General features: G+C 48.9%; 12 protein-coding genes. 5 read left to right on the top strand and 7 right to left on the bottom strand.

Features of this window, described 5'->3' with window-relative positions:
• Positions 1-10: 10 nt before the first annotated feature.
• The 6 genes from ICL07_RS15895 to ICL07_RS15870 form a co-directional block, all read right to left on the bottom strand.
• Positions 11-1528, bottom strand: coding sequence for an NAD(P)H-hydrate dehydratase (locus ICL07_RS15895; RefSeq protein WP_188089013.1), 1518 nt, complete (start codon positions 1526-1528; stop codon positions 11-13).
• A 92-nt stretch (positions 1529-1620) separates the two neighbouring features.
• Positions 1621-2145, bottom strand: a complete 525-nt coding sequence (locus ICL07_RS15890) for a hypothetical protein (protein WP_188089012.1) — start codon at positions 2143-2145, stop codon at positions 1621-1623.
• A 119-nt stretch (positions 2146-2264) separates the two neighbouring features.
• Positions 2265-3461, bottom strand: coding sequence for a Na+/H+ antiporter NhaA (nhaA, locus tag ICL07_RS15885; protein ID WP_188089011.1), 1197 nt, complete (start codon positions 3459-3461; stop codon positions 2265-2267).
• Between the two features lie 88 nt (positions 3462-3549).
• Positions 3550-5433 carry an OstA-like protein gene (locus ICL07_RS15880; protein WP_188089010.1) on the bottom strand — a complete coding sequence of 628 codons (1884 nt, stop codon included), beginning with the start codon at positions 5431-5433 and terminating at the stop codon, positions 3550-3552.
• Positions 5434-5439: 6 nt separating this feature from the next.
• Entirely contained in the window at positions 5440-6441 is a 1002-nt protein-coding gene (locus tag ICL07_RS15875; RefSeq protein ID WP_188089009.1) for an MlaD family protein, read from the bottom strand.
• A gap of 126 nt (positions 6442-6567) precedes the next feature.
• Entirely contained in the window at positions 6568-7818 is a 1251-nt protein-coding gene (locus ICL07_RS15870; protein WP_188089008.1) for an N-acetylmuramoyl-L-alanine amidase family protein, read from the bottom strand.
• A gap of 184 nt (positions 7819-8002) precedes the next feature.
• On the opposite strand from ICL07_RS15870, the gene ICL07_RS15865 reads away from it, so the two are divergent.
• From ICL07_RS15865 to ICL07_RS15845, 5 genes are all read left to right on the top strand, one after another.
• Positions 8003-10774: a putative LPS assembly protein LptD gene (locus ICL07_RS15865; RefSeq protein WP_188089007.1), complete on the top strand. Its 2772-nt coding sequence runs from the start codon at positions 8003-8005 to the stop codon at positions 10772-10774.
• Between the two features lie 281 nt (positions 10775-11055).
• Positions 11056-11676: an RNA polymerase sigma factor gene (locus ICL07_RS15860; RefSeq protein ID WP_188089006.1), complete on the top strand. Its 621-nt coding sequence runs from the start codon at positions 11056-11058 to the stop codon at positions 11674-11676.
• A gap of 75 nt (positions 11677-11751) precedes the next feature.
• Positions 11752-12858 carry a FecR family protein gene (locus tag ICL07_RS15855; protein ID WP_188089005.1) on the top strand — a complete coding sequence of 369 codons (1107 nt, stop codon included), beginning with the start codon at positions 11752-11754 and terminating at the stop codon, positions 12856-12858.
• A gap of 113 nt (positions 12859-12971) precedes the next feature.
• Complete coding sequence (locus ICL07_RS15850; RefSeq protein ID WP_188089004.1) at positions 12972-16256, top strand: TonB-dependent receptor; 3285 nt, start codon at positions 12972-12974, stop codon at positions 16254-16256.
• Positions 16257-16266: 10 nt separating this feature from the next.
• The gene (locus tag ICL07_RS15845) at positions 16267-17850 is read left to right on the top strand and encodes a RagB/SusD family nutrient uptake outer membrane protein (RefSeq protein WP_188089003.1); all 1584 of its coding nucleotides are present in this window, start codon (positions 16267-16269) and stop codon (positions 17848-17850) included.
• A gap of 162 nt (positions 17851-18012) precedes the next feature.
• Here ICL07_RS15845 and ICL07_RS15840 read toward each other — a convergent pair whose 3' ends face one another.
• A complete protein-coding gene (locus tag ICL07_RS15840; RefSeq protein WP_188089002.1) occupies positions 18013-18753 on the bottom strand; it encodes a lysophospholipid acyltransferase family protein in 741 nt (246 codons plus the stop codon).
• Positions 18754-18775: the final 22 nt, after the last annotated feature.

The raw sequence follows: 18775 nt of genomic DNA, 5'->3' as shown, positions 1-18775 counted from the left end.
GGCCTGTATCCTAATAAAAACATTCCAGGAAAGCCGCGCCCAGATGGGAAATGATGTCATTAGCCGTCATGGCTTCCTGCGACAGGCTTGCGGCTGCCAGATCGCCGGCATAACCGTGCAGCCAGGCGCCCAGCAATACGGCCGCTTTGGGGGCATAATCCTGTGCCAGGAGACCGGTCAGTATACCGGTGAGCACATCTCCGCTGCCGCCGGTAGCCATGCCGGGATTACCGGTGGCATTAAAGTATACCGCGCCATCCGGACAGGCAATGGCTGTATAACGGCCTTTCAGCAGGATATACAGCTGCAGCCGTACCGCCTGCCTGGATAGGAGTTCCAGTCTTTCAAAATCATTGGCGGTAGCGCCAAAAAGCCGCTCAAACTCTTTAGGATGCGGTGTAAGAATAGAACCAGCCGGCACCTGGTATAACAGTGACGGATATACGGAGAGTATATTCAATGCGTCTGCATCAATCACCATAGGGCGTTTGTAGGTGGACAGCAGTTTTTCCAGGGAGCGGGCGGTGGCAGTAGCCGCACCCAGTCCGGGCCCTATGCCGATTGTTTTATAGCGGGCATCGGCCTGTTCATGAAAATGGGCGCTGTGGTCCTGCAGTTCATCGGTCACGCTCATGGCCGCGGGCTCGCTGATCTGCATAATATCATACCCGCAACGGGGGATATGGCAGGTAAGGAGTCCTACCCCAGAGCGCAGACAGGCTTTGGCACTCAGCACGGCGGCTCCCATCTTTCCCATACTGCCGGCAATCAGCAAGGCGTGGCCAAAGGTTCCCTTGTGTGCAAAGGGGGGCCGGGGCATGTAAATGGTGTGCATCATCTCCTTATCTGCCAGATGATAGCGTGCAGGCGTATGCGTTATATAGTCCGGTGAAAGTCCGATAGGTATTATTTGTACCTGACCAACGAGTGCCGCGTTTTCCGGCATCAGGAAGGCGAGTTTATAAAATTCGAAGCTAAGGGTATGATGGGCCTGTATCACAGGCGTATTGCGGCAGCTGGCATCAGCCATCAGCCCGGAGGGCATATCAATGGCCACAATAGTATGGCGGGGATACTGGTCGTTGATTTTATGGATCATACCGGCCAGCCAGCCTTCAATGGGTTTATTGAGACCGGTACCAAAAATAGCATCTACAATAACGGCGGACGCGGGTAGTTCCGGAAAGGCGGTAACATCGGCTATTTCACGGATACGGCCGGCATATTGTTGTTGTAACCGGCGGTAATAATATACATAATCTTCACTGGCCCTGTTACCATATTCCAACAGGCAAGCGGTCACCTGGTAACCTTCTTCCAGCAGTCGCTGTGCAATGACGAGGCCATCGCCGCCGTTGTTACCTTTTCCACAGAAAATAAAGAAGGAATGAGATGGCGCAAAACGATCCATGAGCCAGTCTGCGCACTTCCCTGCGGCTCTCGCCATCAGGTCTGTACTGCTTACAGGCTCCTGTGTAATGGTAAAGGCGTCTGCCTCCCGGATCTGTGCAGCGGTGAAGATTTTCATATTCCTAAAAGTAAATCAAAAATAAGGAACATAAAAAAACGGATCATGCTTGCCTCATGATCCGTTTACGGGTTACTAGCGTTTCCGCTATCTTAGAAGGTGAATCTTGCAGATACACCACCAATTTCTTCACCAATGTAGTTGGTCGGGCCAACAAACTGAACGTATGGTTTCAGGTCAGCGCTCAGGTTCAACGGTATTTTCTTAAAGGTCCATTCAACACCGATGATACCGTCCAGGCCGGGAGATACATAAGTACCTTTGCCTTTGTCTACATAACGGTCCCAGTCATAATCACGACGATCGTAGAAACCGATGTGGGCGCCACCACCTGCATACATATTCAGTTCCGGTCTGCCAATATTCCAGTGATATTCATACAAGCCAGTGATAGTTACGTTAGCTTTGTGCTCGTGGTTGGTGCTTACGATACCTTCAATGGCGTGAGGGCCCTGGATAAAATGTTTAATAGTAAAACCTACTACCCACGGGTTCAGGCGAATGCCCAGCGCGGTGTTGTAGTTTTCAACATTGTTGCCATAGCTTTTTTTCTTCTGCGCGTTAGCTTGTACTGCCAGCAGGGCAAACAAACTCAAAAATAACACGACTTTTTTCATAGATGTTGCTTATTTATTAATGCAAAAAATGTTTGCGTCTATTAACGTTGGCTATTCTCTCTAAAGTATATCCGGTTGAATAAAATTCGGGATAGCCTTACAATAACAGTGCCAATCCATCATTTACTTTTCTTGACCGGGATAACGGGCTTCAATAAACGAAGAAAGGTGAAACCCGCAATACCGGCTATGAGGGAGGCGGCTATCACGGAAATGATCGCAATAATCTGGTACTCCCTTTCTACATATGCCAGTGAAGATATAAATATAGACATGGTGAAGCCGATACCTGCAATAAGCCCTACGCCAATGAGTTGTAACCATCCTGATTTGGAAGGCAGACTGGCCATTTTTAATTTCACTGCTGCAAAAGAAAGTATAAAAATACCCAGCGGTTTGCCCAGTACGAGCCCGGCGATAATGCCATAACTGATGTCGTTATGCAGTGCGCCGATGATGTCTGACGGCAATTGTATCGCAGTATTGGCCAATGCAAAAACGGGCATGATGACAAAATTCACCGGATCATGCAGTCCATGTACCAGGTCGGCGATTTTATCCTGCGGAATGCAGAACGCAAGTAATACACCAGCAATAGTGGCATGTACGCCGGAATTGAACAGGCAGTACCACAATATAATACCGGGAATAAAATACAGGATCAGCCGTTGAACTTTCAGCAGGTTCAGCGCAATGGGTATCAACAATATACCACCTGCCATCAGCAAATATTGGACATTGAGATGTGGCGTATAAAAGATAGCGATCGTCAGAATAGCGCCCAGGTCATCGATGATAGCCAGCGCCATGAGGAAAATTTTCAGGCTTACCGGTACCCTGTTACCCAGCAGGGAAAGGATGCCGAGTGAGAAAGCGATGTCGGTAGCCATGGGGATGCCCCAGCCATGTGCATAGTCGCTGCCGCCATTAAACAGGCTGAAGATAAGGGCCGGAAACAACATACCGCCGATGGCTGCCAGCACCGGCAGGATGGACTTACGCAGGGACGACAGTTCACCTACGGTGAGTTCCCTTTTTATTTCCATGCCTACCAGGAAAAAGAACAGTACCATCATCCCGTCGTTTATCCATAACAGATAGGAGTTGGGCAGATGCAGGGCGCGGTACTGGTAGTGGTGCCCGCCGGCAGGATCAAAGAGTGCATTCCAGAAGTCGACATAACCTTCCTGCCAGGCCGAATTCGCCAATATCATGGAGACAAGGGTGCAGAGGATCAGGATGATGCCTACTGCGCGGCTATCTTTTAAAAATGTGTGAATCGGGGACAGGAGTGTTTTAAACGCGCTTCTAATCATTTTGATATTTTGTTATTAAATCATTTGGCCATTTAAGGGAAGCGGAGCCTCCTTCAAATGGCCAAATGACGAAATGAGTAAATAAATTTTATTGCATCAGCTCATATTTTGTCTTCGGCTTGCGTTTGATATCCCAGTGGAAGTTATCTAATTGCAACTGGTCCTTGGGCCTTTGTGTAAACGGATACACCGTGCCTTCCGGGTCTTTGATCAGCACTACTTTATCAACTTCTCCCTTTTTAAAGAAGATATTGATGATACCGCATTGTGCTTTGTTCACGCTCATATAGGCGCCACCCTGGTCTTTAACGTAGTTGATGGTTTCCGCGTTACCTTCCACATGCATCCAGTCGATGGATTCTCCCAGGACGTAACCCGTGATGGTATTGCCTTTTACCTGGTTGTACATTTCCGGGCCGGCTTCATTGATGATGAAAGCGTTTTTAATCATCAGCACTTTATCGGCTGCCTGGTTTTTGGTGAACAGCAGCATGGTATCGGCGCTGAGCTGGGAGGTATTATTGGACCACATCACCGGATCACGGAAGAAGCGGAAGATGGAATCTTTGGTAGAATAATAGACGCTGTCCGCCACGCCCTGGAGGGAGTCGGAGAACATGCGTACATGGTGATAGGCGAGGATATACCGTTGTTCAGCCGTGTCTTTAGGTGCGGAAAGCGCCATACTGTCTGCATGGTGTTTGATACCCGGCAGCGAGTCTTTCATGACGACAGGCGGCGGTTGTGCCATTTTCACCAGTTTAACGCGGTTGGAATCCAGTTTATCTTTTGTTTTGGCCAGTGCGCTGTCGGCTGCCATCATCATGATCGTGCCGGGAACGCTGTCCAGTTGTTTTCTGGCCAGGGAGTCGCCCTGGTTGATGAGGGATATACCGATAGGGATATGTTCCCGGGGTGGCCGTATGGTTTTAACGGCGCGCAGCGGCTCTTTCACCGGTTCCTTTTTAAGGCCGGCCACGGAGGGGATGGAGAGGCTGTCGCCATGGCGGATGACACCCGTAAAGAGGGTATCAGCAGCCAGGTACATGGTGTCTTTACCTTTTTCCATGATGAGCAGCGGTTTCTGGGTAGCCAGGAGGGTCTTTTCTTTTTGGTTGACCGTTCCATGGTTAGCCAGCAGCGACATTTTGCGGACGGTATCTTTATATACCATGTTACCGGTCGCATAGGCGAAGCCGGTCAGTTTGTCCATTTCTATGTTATCGGCGGTGAGGGTGCCGGTGCTGTCTTCGATAGTAGGCCGGTTGCCGAAGTTGCCATAACCTTTATCGGTATCATAATAACCGCTGGTAGCGTACATGATGCGTTTCCCTTCATTGATGGTGGTAGGGGCGATGATGTTGGCAATTTTTGTTTCGGTATTGTACAGGAGGGCATCGGTGCTAAGCGTATATTCCGGGTCTACCAGTACCACGTTACGCTGGAAATGCATTTCCTTGGTTTCGGTGTAGTAGTAGCCTTCATCGCTGGTGAGCACGCTTTTCCCGTTGACCAGGCGGCCTGTTTTTACATAGCTGCCTATTTTGGCGTTCATATCGTATTGCAGTTCCGGGCCGGTGATGGTCACTTTCCCGTCGGTAAGGCGGGCGTTTTCCCGGAGGATAGCGATACGGGTATTACCGTCGTAGTTGAGGTAGTTACCGTAGATGTGGACACTGTCTGCCTGATTGATATGTACGTTACCGTAGGCGTCTACGATATTGGTTTTATTGTTTTTAATGGCGCTGTCGCAGAAAAACAGGGTAGTGCCTTGTTTAAACCGGGCATGGCCGATAAAGCGGGTGACGTTGATGGTATCTTTTTCGATAATCTGCAGTGTATCTGCTCCCAGGATTTCGATCACGGTACCTTTTTTAGGTGCGGGCTGGCCCGGCACCTGGGCATGGGCCGGCAATATCGCTGCCAGGCATATCACTGCCAGTAAAAGGACTGATCTGATATATTGATTCATGTACGCTTATTGTTGTACCGCTGCAGTATCGGAAGGCAGTGGTTTCGTTTTATCTTTTTTGCCGAACAGGGAGAAATGCACATAACGTTTAGGATTGACGCGGAGGTCTTCCAGTAGTTTGTTCAGGTTACCGAGCGATGATTGCAGGTTGTTATACACCTTTTTATCATTGAGCAGGAGGCCTGCGGTTCCGTCGGTAGTGTTGAGTTTGGCCATGGTGCTATTGAGGCTGGCGGTTGTTTGTTGCAACTGCTGCAGGGTTTTGTCAATATTACCGTTTGCCAGTGCGTCGGTGGCTTTTTTGGCATTATCGAGGATACCGCCGATTTTTTCATTGTTGGCTTTCAGGTTGCCGGTAACAGAAGCCAGGTTGTTGACAGTGGCTTGTATGTTGCCTTTTTGCGGGTCCAGCATACCGTTGAGCGAAGCGGAGGTATGGGAGAAATTGCGCATGGTGACATTCAGGTTGCGCATGGTTTCCTGGAGGTTACCTTTGGCGGTGGTATCGAGGATAGCGCTTACCGCCAGCAGTACAGAGTCGATATTGGACAGGGTGCCTTGCAGTTTGCTCACCAGTGGGGTGATTTGTTCCTTGATGGCGTCTGTCATGGAGCCGTCTACTGCAGCGTAGATGGTATCGCCGTTTTGCAGGTATTCGGTAGCGTTACCGAGGTCCATCTGCACGGTTTTGGTGCCCAGCAGGTCGCTGCTGATGCGGGCTACTGAGTTACGGGGGATATTTACTTTCTTGGTAATGGTAAGGGTGACCAGTATCCTGGAGGGATCGTTGTCCTTTACATTCAGCTCTGAAACGTTTCCAACCACCAGTCCATTTACCTGTACGGCATTGGAGGGTTGTAGTCCATTTACCTGTTTGTAGACAGCATAGATGGTTTTGTTGTGTGAAAACAGGCTCTTTCCCTTCAATACATTAAAGCCCAGTACGAGTAAGGTGATACCCAGCACGGTAAGTATGCCTACCTTGGTTTCATTAGATAATTTGAGCATGAGATTCGTATACGTTCACCGCAAAAATAATCAAAAAGCATGCACGGGGCGTAGGTGGGAGAAAATGTTGGTAATAAAAAGGGGGAAGCGGGGTATCGGGGTATGGGGGAGAGGGGAAGTGAGTGATCAGCAGGAAGTTACGAAAGCATCCCTGAAGCCGAGTTTGCGGGCTTTTCGTACAGCCGTGGAGGCTTGCCGGTCTGTTTTAAAGTGTCCCCAGGTATATCGGTGCATTTTTTTTTTATTCAGCACGATCTGTTCATGACTGATATTACCGTGGAGCTTCCTGAAAATGGAAGCTCCCGGTGTATATAATTTATCGGTGGTCATTAATTGAATGCAGTAGTCGTCGTTGGGGTCTGGTACGGTCGGTTTTTCTTTACCGGCTTTAATTTTATCCTTACCGGCTTGTTTACGGGCTTTATGGAAAGCCTGCGGGCGGCTGGCAGTGGCTTCATCGCCGTTGGTAGAGCTGCGGTTGTTGGTAAACCGTTCCAGTTCATCGCGGTACCGTTTGATGGCTTTAAAGATGCCCATGGCCAGTTCCTGTTGGCCGCTCATAGAGTTGAGATATTCTTCCTCTTCCGGGTTGCTGATGAAGCCCAGTTCTACGAGTACGCTGGGCATAGCTGTAGCGGAAAGTACCCAGATACCTTTTTCATTCCTCTGACGGGCGCCCCTGCTGATGCGGCCAGCCTTGGTAAATTCGTCCTCGATGAGGGTAGATAACCGGAGGCTTTGGTCGAAGTAGGCGTTACGCAGTGTATTGAGGAGGATGAAGGTTTCCGGGTCGGTATCATCCATCAGTTGTTTGGTTTCTTCTGAATTGGCGTCCAGTACGATCACGGAGTTCTGTTTGAGGGACTCCATTTTGGCGTTGTTCTTACTGGTGGCCCATATATACGTTTCCGTTCCTTTGGCGTTGCTCGCGAAATAGGAATAGATGGGTTGTTTTACGGGGATTTTCTTTTTCCCTTTTTTATGGTAGACGGTTTTATAGCCGGTTACCTTTCTGATTTTGCCGGTAGAATTACAGTGGATAGACACAAAAAGGTCGCCTTTGGCGTCGTTGGCGATCTGCGCTTTTTTGCGGGGATCATCGAAGCGGTCAGATTTTCGTGTATACACTACCTTTACATCGGGCAGGTTGTCTTCCAGGATTTTCCCCAGTTTCAGTGCCACGGCCAGTGTTACCTGTTTTTCTGTGGAGTAGCTTCCTCTGGCCCCGGGGTCTTCGCCACCGTGACCGGCATCAATTACAATAGTCCGGATAGGGTTTTCCTGTTTCTTTGAAACTGGATTGTTTTTTGCCTGAATAAAAAAGGTACAGGTGAAAAGAGTTCCCAGTCCTAAAATCCAAAATCGGTTCCAGCGCATGATTCTCATTTTAATGGGTGCTGTTATCACAAAAAATAAAAAAATAAGTTTATCTGTTAAAATAGTAATTCCTTTGCTCCATGCGTGTTTTCAGTCTCTTGTCCGCCGGCTGGCATCAAACTTTACAAGTCGTCTTTTGTAATAAATTGTATAATTTCTTGTAGGTTTGTGCCCGCCTTAACTCATGAGCTCTAGCTACAAAAATAATTATAAAAAGTTTTTACGGCAGACATACCTGGCTTTTGCAGGTGTGGTTATTGCCGTTCCCTTTATTATAGATGCATCAGGTGGCGCCAGGCCACACGCATCGCCGACTTTTAACAAAACTTTGGCAGATACCGTTCCTGCCCGGAAAGACACCGTACCGCCTAAAGTGCCCAAAGTGACTTCCAAACCGGGAGCAGATACCAATGTGGTATCCAAAGACCAGGACACTTCCAAAGAAGTGACGGTGGATACCGTTTTTATTCCCAAAGTGTCCAAAGATACGCTGGATGCGCCGGTAACCTACAAGGCCAAGGATTCCATCATCCTGATGGTGCCTGACAAGCAGTTTTACCTGTATGGCTCTGCCAACACCAAATATAAAACGATCGATCTTTCTGCCGAAAAAATGAATTTCGACCAGAATACCGGCGTATTACAGGCCACTAATGCCAAAGATACGGCAGGAAAGATTATCGGCCGCCCTGTCATGAACGACGGGGGACAGAGTTTTGAGTCGGATACGCTCAAATACAACTTTACCTCCCAGAAAGCAAAGATCTACAATACCCGCTCCCAGTACGGCGAAGGCTATGTTCACAGTGAGCTTACCAAAAAGGCATCGGATAATACCATCTTCGGTTTCAAAAACGGCTATACTACCTGTAACCTGGATACGCCGCACTTTAGCTTCAGAGCCCGTAAAATAAAGGTAATACCTGATAAATTAATCATTTCCGGGCCGGCAAACCTGGAAATTATGGGTATACCCACGCCTTTGTACATCCCATTTGCCATTTTCCCCATCACCCAGGGACAACGCTCCGGTATCCTGCCGCCACAGTATGTGATGAACCAGCAGAAGGGGATGGGCCTGGAAAACGGTGGCTACTACATTGGCCTGGGGGAGCATATGGACCTCACCCTGCGGGGCGACGTATACTCCTACGGCAGCTGGAGCCTGACCGCCAGTCCTACCTACCGGAAGCGGTATAAATACAATGGAGGCCTGAACCTGAGCTTTGCCAATACCCGTTTCGGGGACCCGGCGGTACCTTCGGAGTTTACCAAGTCGCGTGACTTCCGCATTACCTGGAACCACAGTATGGACAGCAAGGCCCGTCCGGGGGTGAACTTCGGCGCCAGCGTGAACTTCGGTAGCTCTTCCTACAACAGATTCAACGTATTTGACTATAGCACCCGTGTGAACAACAACATCGGGTCGTCTGTCACCTTCTCCAAGACCTGGCAGGGCAAGCCCTATAACCTTACCCTGGGGCTGAACCACTCCCAGAACCTGGCTACCCGCGACGTGTCTATCTCTTTCCCGGATGGTACCTTTACGGTCAATACCATCTATCCGTTCCAGCCGAAAGAGATGGTGGGCACCCCCAAATGGTACGAAAAAATCGGTATTTCCTATAACGGTATATTGCGTAACCAGGCCAGCTTCAAAGACTCCCTGTTTGGTAAACAGGCCATGTTTAACGCTATGCAGAGTGGTATGCAGCATTCCATCCCGGTGTCTTTTTCTATCCCGGTGCTGAAAACGCTGACTTTCTCCCCCAGTGTCAACTATAACGAATACTGGTATACCAAGAAAGTATTTAAAAAATGGAATAACAATAAAAGGATTACCGATACTTCCTTCGGAGGTGTGGATACTACCTATATTCCTGGTTTCTTTACCGCGCGCGATGTGACCATGAGTGCTGCCCTGTCTACTGCGGTGTATGGTATGTACGCTTTCAGCAAACATTCCAATATCAAGGCCATCCGCCACGTGATGCGCCCTACCGTGAGTGCCAACTATAGCCCGGATTTCTCCAGCGCCTATTATTATGGGTACCGGTATGGTAAAGGCGACCGGGATAGTATGAGAATCTCCTATTTTGACGGTTCCATCGTGGGTGTGCCCAAGGCCGGTACTTTCGGGGGGCTTAACTTCGGCCTGGACAATAACCTGGAGATGAAAGTGTTTTCCAGGAAGGATACATCGGGTAATCATGAGAAGAAGGTCAAGTTGTTAGACGGTTTCGGTATTACCGGCAGTTACAACTTCGTTGCCGACTCCTTTAAATTATCGCCTTTCGCCCTTTATGCCCGTACCAACCTGTTTGATAAGGTGAATATCTCTGCCAATGCGACATTGAACCCATATGCAGATGACGGCCGTGGACACCCTGTTGATAAATATGTATGGCAACAGGGTAAATTCAGTCTCGGCCGGATAACGACTGCCAGTGTTTCACTGAGTACTTCTTTCCAGTCGAAAGACAAGAAGGGGCAGGACAAACAGAAGAAGATAGATTCGCTTGAAAATATTACCAATGCGGATGCTGCCATGGCAGCGCAGCAACGGCAACTACAGATGATGCGTAACAACCCGGGCGAATATGTGGATTTTGATATACCCTGGCGCGTGGACCTGTCTTACAGCTTATCGTATACCAACCAGCTTATTCCTGATTCCGGCGGGGTGGTAAAGCGTGTAACCCAATACGTTAGTTTCAATGGCGACTTCAGCCTGACACCTAAATGGAAAGTGGGTTTGAACAGTGGTTTTGATTTCACGAATATGCAGATCGCCTATACGAATATGTATATATCGAGGGACCTGCATTGCTGGCAGATGTCTATCAACCTGATACCATTCGGTACATTCCGGCAGTTTAGTATTACTATCAACCCGAAAGCGGGTATCCTGCGGGATTTGCGGATCAACCGATCGCGACAGTTCTACGATTTTTAATTTAGGGATTTACGGATTTACGGATTTACGGATTTCGGGATTTATAAAAAGCGAAGACCTGAGCAAACATATATCGCTCTGGTCTTCGCTTTTTATAAATCCCGAAATCCGTAAATCCGTAAATCCCTAAATCTATAAATTCCGGTGTTATTTTCTCTCTTTTTCATCCTTCTCAGCTTGATAATGATTTCATAATATTAAACCCGTCTATGTATTTTTAATTTTATATCCTGTTATGTAACTTAAAGTTTGATATCGATCTGCAATAATCCAACGATCTGATGAAGCTAACCGGAGTCAATGAGGAAACGTTATGGAAAGACGTGATAGCAGGCGATCAGCAGGCTTTCAGCGTATTGTATGAAGCTTCGGCTGATATGCTGTATGCTTATGCGTTGCGCTATTTTAGCGACCGGGAAATGATCATGGATTGTATACATGACCTGTTCACCGATCTGTACATACAACGCCGGAACCTGGCCCGGAAGGTGAATCTCCGTTTTTATTTACTGGTATCTTTCCGCCGACGGCTGAATGCTGCTTTAAAGAAAAAATCCCGTTTTTCTTTCCAGGAAGATATGGCCCGGGCCGAAAACTACTTCCGGCTTACCTTCGAGGCCAACGACGTACAAAGCCATATGATTGCACAGGAAGAGCAACAGACCGCTTTAAACCGCCTGGCTGCGGAGATGAATAAACTGCCTGCGCGACAAAAAGAAATTCTCTACCTGAAATACAACTGCGAGCTTTCCTACGAAGAAGTAGCTGAACTGATGGAGATTTCCGTACCTACCTGCCGAACCCTTGCCTATAGGGGTATTCGTCAGCTCCGGCAGGAAATGCCGGTCAACACACTACCAACCTTCGGTATGTTATTATTGATCTGCCTGAAAAATTTTTAAAAAAATTTCCGGAAAGGAGTCTATAAAATGGAATCAGCCTGCTCTGTTATATAGGGGCAAATATTATCTATGGACATGAACAACCATTTATATGGTATGGAAGAAGGCGCCGGAGCGGACAAAGAGCGGATGATTTCCATCGTGCAGGCATCCGGTAATGAAAAGTTGTCTGTAGCAGAAAAGGCCCTGTTATGGGAACGCATAGCCGCCGGCATGGTGCAACCGCCCGTCAGCCACTGGTGGCATTCCTGGTGGAGAGTGGCCGCCGCAGTGGTGATGCTGTTATCTGCCGGCCTGGGATGGTGGCAATGGCAACGCCCGCACGAACCATTACCGGCATTGGTGGCCTATGCCGCCGGGCAGACCTATTCCAACGGAGATACGACTGTCACCCGTATGATACTGGGCAATCAGCAGCAGCTGAACATCCATAATAGTCACGCCGCCATTGCGTATCAGGCGAGTGGCACGCAGCTAAAGATAGATTCACAGCAGATACGGCAGGAGCTGGCAGCGGACCGGCCGGTATTTAATACCCTGCTGGTACCCTATGGCAACGTAGCCTCCCTGCAGCTGGAAGACGGCACCAAAGTATGGCTCAATGCCGGTTCCCGGCTGGTATATCCAGCCGCCTTCGGGCAGCAGCAGCGGGAAGTATTCCTGGAAGGAGAAGCCTATTTTGACGTAGCCGCAGATGCACACCGTCCTTTTAGTGTATACGCCGACGATATGAAGATAGCCGTATTGGGTACCGCGTTTAATATTTCTGCCTACCACGATGAGACGGCTTCACAGGTAGTACTAGCCAGTGGAAGCGTTCGGCTGGAAGCCTTCAGGGGACCGGGAAAGAAAGGAGCGCCGGTAGAATTGTCGCCCGGTACCCGGGCCTTGTACACCGGTAAGAACGGCAATATGACAGTGGACAAAGTAGACGTTGCCGGGTTTATCTCCTGGAAAGACGGTGTTATTATCGCAGAACATACTTCTTTATATGAAATACTGAGAAAACTATCCAGGTATTACAATCAACCAATAACAACAGACACGCGGTCGGGTAATGAAACATTTTCGGGTAACCTTGATCTGCAGAAAACAATGAACGATGTACTTGACATAATAGCAGCGACTACTTCCCTGAAGTATGAAAGGGAGGGAAGCACAATCATTTTTAAAACCAAATAAGCACCAGCGAAAAGCCAAAAAAACCGGAAGATGCGGTAACATCTTCCGGTGAAGACTGCCTGCGGTAACAGGCGGCCCGGCTAACTATTTCATTAATTAAACCAAACAAATGTATGCAAAAATTTTACGTTTGTTGGCGCTACCTGCCTGCGGGCATGGCGCCAGCCAAATTATGGCATGTTATGCGGCTAATCATGATCCTGTTGTTCGTGGGGCTGGTAAGCGCTCACGGAAAAACCTTCTCCCAGAATGTCCCGCTGAATGTGCGGGTGAATAATGCTCCGCTACCGGAGCTGTTCCGCCAGATACAGGCGCAGAGCAACTGGCGTATTTTTTATAAAGATGAACTGATGCGTGGTGAGAAAAACATCACCCTGCACCTGCGCGGCAAAAGGCTGGTAGAGGTGCTGGACAAGGCATTGGATGGTACCGGTCTCGGCTATACGATTGTAGGCACGCAAGTGGCGATTGTCCCGAAAGATGAACAACCCGTGCGTCCGCTGAAACAATTGCGCGAGGACAGTCTGCTCACTATCAAAGGTAGAGTATACGATACCCACGAGCCCCCGGTGGCCTTACCTGGCGTTACCATTGCAGTGAAAGGTACTTCCCGCGGAACTACCAGCGATGCCGATGGTTATTTCTCCATCCAGGCGCCGAAGAATGCTACACTTGTATTCAGCCAGATGGGGTTTATCGCCACGGAATACAATGTGTTGCGCAGTAATACCGGGCTTTCCATTGCGTTGAACGAAAAAGTGTCCGCCCTTGATGAAGTAGTGGTAGTGGGCATTACAGAACAACAACGTAAACATATCGCCAGCTCCGTCGCTTCCCTCAATGTAAAATCAGCCATGAGCGGTAAACCGATCACCACCATCTCGCAATCATTGCAGGGTGGTGTGACCGGCCTGCAGGTGAGCCAGGCTTCCGGCCTGCCCGGCGGCGATGCGGCCACCATCAAAATACGCGGTATCACCTCGCTCAACGGCTCCAATCCGCTGGTACTGGTAGATGGTATCCCGATGGATATGAACTATATTGACCCGTTGACCGTAGAAAGCGTAACGGTGCTGAAAGATGCCGCCGCTGCTTCTATCTACGGCGCCAGAGCCGCCAGCGGCGTTATCCTGGTAACCACCAAAAGAGGTACGCCCGGCCGTGTAGCCGTTACGTATGACGGCTACTACGGTATTCAATCTCCCACTAAAATGCCCCCAACGGTAGATGCACCGCTGTACATGCGTATGTACAATGAAGCCCTCGCCAATTCCGGTAAAGCTCCCCTGTATTCCGAAGACGATATTCAACAAACCATAGCCGGCACCGATCCGATAAAATACCCCAATACCGATTGGCAGAAAGTCATTGTTAACAAAAGAGCGCCCATCACCAGTCACTCCGTAGGAGTGAGCGGCGGTAACAGCCTTGCCCGTTTTGCCCTCAATGCCAACTACCAGTACCAGGATGGTATGACACCACTCACCAGCAGCAAGAAATATAACATCCGCGCCAACACCTCTGTATCACTGGCAAAAAACTTCCAGATCAACATGGACCTGCTGGCTATCAAACGTAATATCCTGCTGCCCAACAGAACACTTGGCCATGATGGTACCCGTTTGCTGGAAGACATCTTCCGGGTGCCGCCCACTATTCTGCCCAAGTACCCGACGAAGGAGGGGGCTGACGACATCTATGGCCGTTATGTAGATATCGTTAACCCGCTGGCGTACGCGGAAAAAGGTGGCCGTTTGGTCAATGAGTACGGACAATCCAGTATCAACCTGCAACCTAAATGGGAAGTGATTCCCGGATTGAACCTGCGAGGTCAGTTCAGCTACCGTCTTAACAGCGACCTGACAGGCAGTCTGCGTGATAACTACAACTTCTTCGATTATTACACCGGTCAGCTGCTGCAAACATGGGGACAACAAAGGGCTTATGTCCAGGCGAGGACCACGTATTACTACATCGCAGCCAATGCAGACTATACGCTCGATCTGAAAGATCATCATTTCTTCCTGATGGCAGGTTATTCACAGGAAGAGAAAAATACCAGCGCCAGTTCAGCAGGTACGTACTTATATATCAACTCCCTGTTGTCTTCCTATGCCAAGCTGAACTACTCCTACCAGGATAAATACCTGCTGGAACTGACCGGCCGTATGGATGCTTCTTCCAAATTCGCCAAAGGCCACAAATATGGTTTCTTCCCTTCCGTAGCATTGGGGTGGAATATCAGCAAGGAGAAATTTATGTCGTCTGTAAAGGCCGTCAGCAACATGAAGTTGCGTGCTTCCTACGGACAGCTGGGTAATGAATCCGATGTGGACCTGTATCAATACCAGACCACCATCAATTCCGGTAGTGGTCTTGAAACCAACTATGGTAATCCTGACCTGAGCTGGGAAACCGTGAATATGGCTGACGTGGGGCTGGACCTGGGCTTGTTCAACAACAAGCTGGAAATTGTGGTGGATTATTATAACAAACTTACCAAAGATATTATCCTGCGTCCGCCACTGTCCTATACCGGCGGTTTTGAAGGTAAAGTGCCCGTCAATGCCGGCAAGCTGCGTAACGAAGGTTGGGAGGCATCTGTCAACTACAACGGTAATATCGGCAAAAATGTTTCGGTGTCTTTCCGTCCAGGTGTTACCTATAACAAAAATACGATCGTTACCCTGTTGAACGGTCCTTATGTAAGTTCGACCTCTATTCAGCAGGAAGGCGGTCCGTATGGCGGTATCTTCGGTTACAAAACCGCTGGGCTGTTGCAGGCAAGCGATTTCGACAAAGATGGCAACCCCTTGATACCGGTATTACCCGGCGCCCAACCTGGTGACATCAAGTATCTGGACATCAGCGGTAATAAAATTATCGATGGGTCCGACCAAACTTATATTGGTAACCCGATTCCAAGGTTGAACTATTTCGCCAACTTCCGCGTAGCGTATAAAAACTTCGACCTGGAGTTCCTGTTACAAGGTACCGGCAAATCCGATGTAGTACTGGCCGGTATGCTGGCCCTGCCGATGGACAACAGTAAAGATGGTGGTGTACCTACCCGTTTTTATTCTGAGAACTATTGGACACCGGAGCGTACCAACGCTATGTTCCCGCGTTTGAATACGTTACCTACCAACAATAAATTGTCTTCTGATTTCTGGTTCCAGAACGGCGCTTATCTGCGCGTAAAATACATACAGCTAGGCTATAACACCCAGTCAGACAGGCTGAAACGTATAGGTATCCGTGGGCTCCGTTTTTATATGAACGCACAGAATCCGTTTACCCTCACCAAATTGAAGCTCACCGATCCTGAAAGCCAGGGTGATCAGTGGACGTATGGTATCATGAAGGCATTTATTGCCGGTATTAATGTTCAACTTTAATAATGGTCGTATGAAAAAGATATATGCAGTCATTTTTTCAGCCGTGGTGCTGATATGCAGCAGTTGTGAAAAATTCCTTACGCATGATGATCCTGTGAGTGTGACCGATGATAACTGGTGGAAGATAGAATCCAATGCTACCGGCGCTTTGGGGTCTGTATATGCTGGTTTGCCCGGCGGTTCCAGCGGGCGGCAGCTGATGTTTCTTTCTGCGCTGAGTGATGAAGCCGTGGCCCGTCAGGATTCCCGCGGCGCTTACGAAGCGTATGCCAAAGGGCTTCAGAACAGTAGCTGGGGCGTGGCTTTGAGCCTGTGGCAGGATGACTATAAAGACATCCGTCGTGCTTGCCGTTTCCTGGAAAATGTGGATCGCTGTTATATGGACTCTTCGCTGAAAGACCGTTACAAGTATGAAGCCAGGGCCATGCGCGCGTATTATCATATGGAGATGATGTTGTTCTTCGGCGGTATTCCGATTGTCACTAAATCACTGGCGCCTTCCAACAGCAATACTTCCCGCAACACAGAAAAAGAAGTGTACGACTTTGTGATTGCTGAGTTGACCGAATGTGCGCCGCACCTGCCTGATGTGTACAATAACAATGAAGCCTGGCGCATATCCTCCGGTGTATGCTGGGCCCTGATCAGCAAGCTGGCGATATTTTACAAACAGTACGAAACCGCGAAAATGGCGGCTCAGAAAGTAATAGATCAGAACGTATATAGTTTATACCGCAGCACGAATACCAAAGTAAATAGTTTTGCGGAATTGTTTACCTACGCCGGCGAGTTGAATAAAGAGCGGGTATTTTTCAGGGACAATGGTTGTTCCAACGCCTGGAAAACCTTTGCACCTTATGGTGTAGGCGGACAGACAGTGGTGTCGCCTACCATGAAGCTGGTGAACAGTTTTGAAACCTTGCAGGGTAAAACCCTGCAGGAGCTGAGCCCCGATTCCCTGGCTATTTACCAGAAAGATCCTTTCTACAAGAACAACCGTGACCCGCGGTTGGTGGCTTCAGTACTGGTACCCGGACAGATTTATGAAAAAGACACCTTACGTCCGTTTGCCAGCGAAGGCAGTGATCGTATTGGTATCCTGAACAGCACCGCTACCGGTTTCTGGGTAAAAAAATACCTGGACCCTAAAGACCGTAACGGCGCCAGTCCATCTTTGGATTATATGATCATCCGTTATGCAGAAGTGTTGTTGTATTATGTAGAGTCGCTGGTAGAGCTGGGCGACTGGCAGAATCCGGATATCATCAAACACCTCAATGATATCCGTACGCGTGCAGGCATGCCCGTAGTTGATGCCGCCCGTTACAACAGTCAGGACAAGCTGCGCGCGCTGATACGCCGTGAACGTACCGCGGAGCTGGCGTTTGAAGGGGCCCGCTTTTATGACATCCGTCGCTGGGGTATCCTGGGAGATGTAATGAACGGGCAGGTGTTCGGGGCTGTAGATCCGGCTACCAATCAGCCGGCGATGGTAGAAACCCGTTCCTGTAATGTAGAACGTGATTTTCGTTATCCTATTCCTTTGAATGAATTGCTGGCGAATCCGAATATGACGCAGAATCCGTTGTACTAAATCCGGGGCTGAAGCCCTGGGCTAAGAGCGATTATAGAGGTTTGTTTTATTGTCCTATGCCTATAAGGAAAGAACCCGTTTGAATAATATCAAACGGGTTCTTTCCTTTTTATCTTCGTATTGATCTTCGCTCATCAGCGAAATCAGCATTCATCATGACCATCAGAGTTTGGTGGTAGTGTAGTAATCCCACATTATCTTAAACACCTTTTCCTTGAGCGCCGGCAGGTCTTCGCGTGTCATGCCGGTAGTGGAAATAGGCGGCAGCACATGATAGTGGATGGGATGTGGCCAGGCGTAGAACGTTTTCTCCGGCGGCTGAATTTTCCGGGTGTTGAACAGTACGGAGGGCATCAGCGGAGTCTGAGTATCTATAGCCAGGGCGAAAGCGCCGTCGTAGAATGATTTCAGTGGTTCGGCAGTGCGGTTGCGGGTACCTTCCGGGTACAGCAACATATGAACGCCGAGGCTGAGGGTATGTTTCATATCAGCGACGCTCTGTTTTCGGCTGGCTTCACTGCTGCGATCTACCAGTACGCTGCCGATTTTGTACAACACATTAAACACAGGGATTTTAGCCATAGAGGACTTTGCCAGTGTTTTATTGGCGCCGGGGATATAGCCCGTAGTGATGGGGATGTCCATCAGCGCGTTGTGGTTGCACACGATGACGTAGGTTTGACCGGGAGCGAAGTGTTCCTGGCCTTTGAGTCTGGCGCGGCAGCCGATCAGCGGCAGGTAGATGTTCATCCACTGGCGGCCGATAGCAATAAAAAAGGCTGTAGGCTTAGGCTCTGGCCAGAAAGAGGCGATCCATATAGGGATAAAGACGATCAGCATTGTGATCACAAAGAGTAACAATGCGTACAATGCGTAAATTCTTCCCAGTATATTTTTTAACATAAACTGACAGATTATGGTAAAG

It is taken from the genome of Chitinophaga qingshengii, from assembly GCF_014529935.1.
In the GTDB taxonomy this organism is placed as follows: Bacteria; Bacteroidota; Bacteroidia; order Chitinophagales; family Chitinophagaceae; genus Chitinophaga; species Chitinophaga qingshengii.
This window is presented reverse-complemented; position numbering and strand designations above follow the sequence as displayed.